A 3,097-nucleotide genomic window follows, 5' to 3' on the forward strand; every position below is an offset into this window, starting at 1 on the left:
CTCTTTTTGCTGGGAACGCTGGCCTTTTTGGGTTGGGGCTTCTGGAGAGCCCGTCGACGGGGATCCTTGGCCGTCTGGGTGTGGTTGCAGGGATCCCTGCTCTTGTTGCCGTGGGTGGTTTTCCTGGGGCTGCTGCTGCTGGGGATCTACCTCAATTTTGCAGGCTTCCTGGTGTTGCTGTTGGTCTTTACAGGGCTTTACATTGCTGTGGGGCGCAAGACCCGCCAGTTGGCCCAGCAGGAGCTGCAGGCCCGTCGCGAGCAGTTGGCTCGTCTGGAAGAGCAGGGGGAAGCCCCTTCGGCAGGGGAGGCGCCTTTGGAAGCGCCTGCGGTTCTGCAGCGGATCTCGGCTGAGGATCTGCAGGCCATTCAGTCTATTTTCGGCCTCGATACCTTTTTCGTCACCGAGACCGTCCCCTATGGGGAAGGGGCGATTTTTAAGGGCAACCTGCGCCAGGAGGCGGAGGTGGTGGTACCCCTGCTGGTGGAGAAGCTCAAAGAGCAGGTGGGCAGTCGCTACCAGCTCTTTTTGGTGGAGGATCCGGCGGAAAAGCCGGCGGTGGTGGTCTTGCCGGATCCCATCGTCAATTACCGCGCTTCCGTGGGGGCGCAGATCCTGGCGGGGGCGTTGCTGGTCTTCAGCTTCGTTGCCACGTTGGAGGTGGGGGCCAATCTCTTGGGCTTCCGGCTGTTGGATGCGCCGGGGCGCTGGGTGGAAGCCCTGCCGGTGGCAGCCGGGATCTTCGCCATCTTGCTGGTGCACGAGACCGGACACCGCTGGATGGCGGGCAAGTACGGGGTGCGCCTCAGCCCTGCCTTTGTTATCCCCAGCTTGGGGATCGGCACGCTGGGATCCCTGAACCGCATCCAATCGCCGGTGCCCAGCCGCAAGGCCCTCTTCGACATTGCCTTTGCCGGCCCGGCAGCGAGCGGGATCCTGTCGCTGCTGGTGCTCTTGGCTGGCCTGAAGCTCTCCGGCTCCGAGGGTCTGTATGTGCCCACGGAGATCTTCCGCAGCTCCATCCTGGTAGGCACCCTAGCGCGGCTGGTGCTGGGATCCCAGTTGCAGGCGGAGCTGGTTCCCATTCATCCTTTTGTTGCCGTGGGCTGGATCGGCCTGGCGATAACGGCCTTGAGCCTGCTGCCTGCCGGCCAGTTGGATGGAGGTCGCATTGTGCAGGCGGTGTACGGGCGGAAGACGGCGGCCCGCGCCACCTTCATCACCCTGATTGCCTTGGCGGTGGCGGCCATCAGCAACGTCTTGGCCCTCTACTGGGCGCTGCTGATCCTGTTCATCGCCCGCGAGCCAGAGCGTCCACCGCAGGATGAGATTACTGAAACCGACGGTCAGCGGGATGCTTTGGCATTGCTGGCCCTCTTTTTGATGGTCATGACCCTGTTGCCGATTGCTCCGGCCTTGGCGGGCTTTCTCAATTTCCCCAACGGCTGATGGGGTAGAGGCCCAGGATCCGCCGGCGAGAGGAGCTCACTGTGTCTGGACCGGGGAAAGGCTTTGGCCTAGGCAGAGCTGGAAAGGACAGAGGAGAGCACCTACAGCGTCTGTTGGCCCAAGCCGTTCGCCATCACCAGGCAGGGCAATGGCCACAGGCTGTCTCACTTTACCAGCAGGTGCTGCAAGCCCAGCCCACCCACCCCGAGGCACTGCACCTCTTGGGGGTCTGTCGGCAGCAACAGGGATCCCTGGACGACGCGATTGCCCTGATCCGGCAGGCCCTTGCCCACCAGCCCTGGTTTCCCGACGCCCACTTTAATTTGGGAATTGTTCTCAAGCAGGCGGGGCAGCTGGCGGAGGCGAAAACTCACCTGCAACTGGCCCTAGAGCAGGGGGGGCCGGACGCGGAAGTTTTGTACCAGCTGGGGCTGGTGCTGCGGCAGCAGGGGGATTTGGAGGCGGCCCTTGTCCCCTTGGGACAGGCCCTGGAGCTGCAGCCGGACTTTGCCGATGCCGCCTACACCCTGGCCATCCTGCTGCGGGATTGTGGCCAAGAGGAAAAAGCGGCGGAGCTGTTCTACCAACTCTGGCAAGCGGATCCCGCCGACTTGGCCGCGGCCCTGGGCTGGTGTGTTAGCCAGTTGCCCTTGCTGTACGCCTCGGCAGACCAAGTTTCCGTGGCTCGGGAGCGCTACCGCCAAGCCCTACAACAGGTGAAGGGCCGCTGGGAACACCTGCCGCGGGATCCCGAAACCCTGGAGCGAGCAGCTGCCGGGATCGGCTCCGTCCAACCCTTCTTTTTGCCCTACCAAGGCCAGAACGACCGCGATCTGCAGCAGCTCTACGGATCCTTGGTGAGGGACGTGATGGCGGCCCGCTATCCCCAGCCCTCCGTCCTCTGGCAGCGACATCCTGGCCGAGTGCGGGTGGGCATTGTCTCCGGCCTGTTTCGGGATCACTCCGTTTGGAAGATCCTGACTCGCGGCTGGGTAGAAGCCCTGGATCGTGCTCAAGTGGCCCTCTACGGCTTCCACACCTCGGTCATCCAAGATGAGGTCACGTGCTCCCTGCCCCCTCGTTTTGAGCACTTTGTGGCCGGATCCCGCAGCATAGAAGAATGGCAAGCGGCTATTCGAGAGGCACAGCTGGATGTGCTCCTCTACCCGGAAGTGGGCATTGACCCGGTCTGTGCCCAACTGGCCGCCCTCCGCTTGGCGCCGGTACAGGCGATGGCCTGGGGCCACCCGCAAACTTCTGGCCTGCCGACAATAGACGTTTTCCTCAGCAGCGAGCTGATGGAGCCGCCGGACGGGGCCGGCCATTACACCGAGCAGCTCCTGCCCCTGCCTGGCATCGGCACCTACTATATTCCCCTAGAAGTTGACCCCGCCCCTGTGGACTGGCAAGCTTGGGGGGTGGATCCCGACAGGGTGCTTTACCTCTGCGCCCAATCCCTATTCAAGTACTTACCTCAGTACGACGAGGTGTTCCCCCGCATCGCCCGGGAAGTGGGGAAGTGTCAATTTCTATTTTTGCGGGGCCGCCTCTCCCAAGGGATCCGCGAGCGCTTTTGGCAGCGGCTGCGACGAGCCTTTCAGGCCTATGACCTAGCTGCCGAAGAGTATGTGGTGCTCCTACCGGAACT

The 3,097-nt window shown here is 63.1% G+C and carries 2 protein-coding genes; both read left to right on the forward strand.

What is annotated here, in order from left to right; genetic code table 11:
* A partial coding sequence (locus NW820_RS01945) for a site-2 protease family protein (RefSeq protein ID WP_414406542.1) occupies positions 1-1,449 on the forward strand: 1,449 nt, incomplete at its 5' end.
* Positions 1,450-1,490: 41 nt separating this feature from the next.
* On the forward strand, positions 1,491-3,097 hold a 1,607-nt coding region (locus NW820_RS01950; RefSeq protein ID WP_414406543.1), incomplete at its 3' end, for a tetratricopeptide repeat protein.

Origin of the sequence: Synechococcus sp. R55.7, assembly GCF_047461955.1 — a bacterium.
Lineage (GTDB): Bacteria > Cyanobacteriota > Cyanobacteriia > Thermostichales > Thermostichaceae > Thermostichus.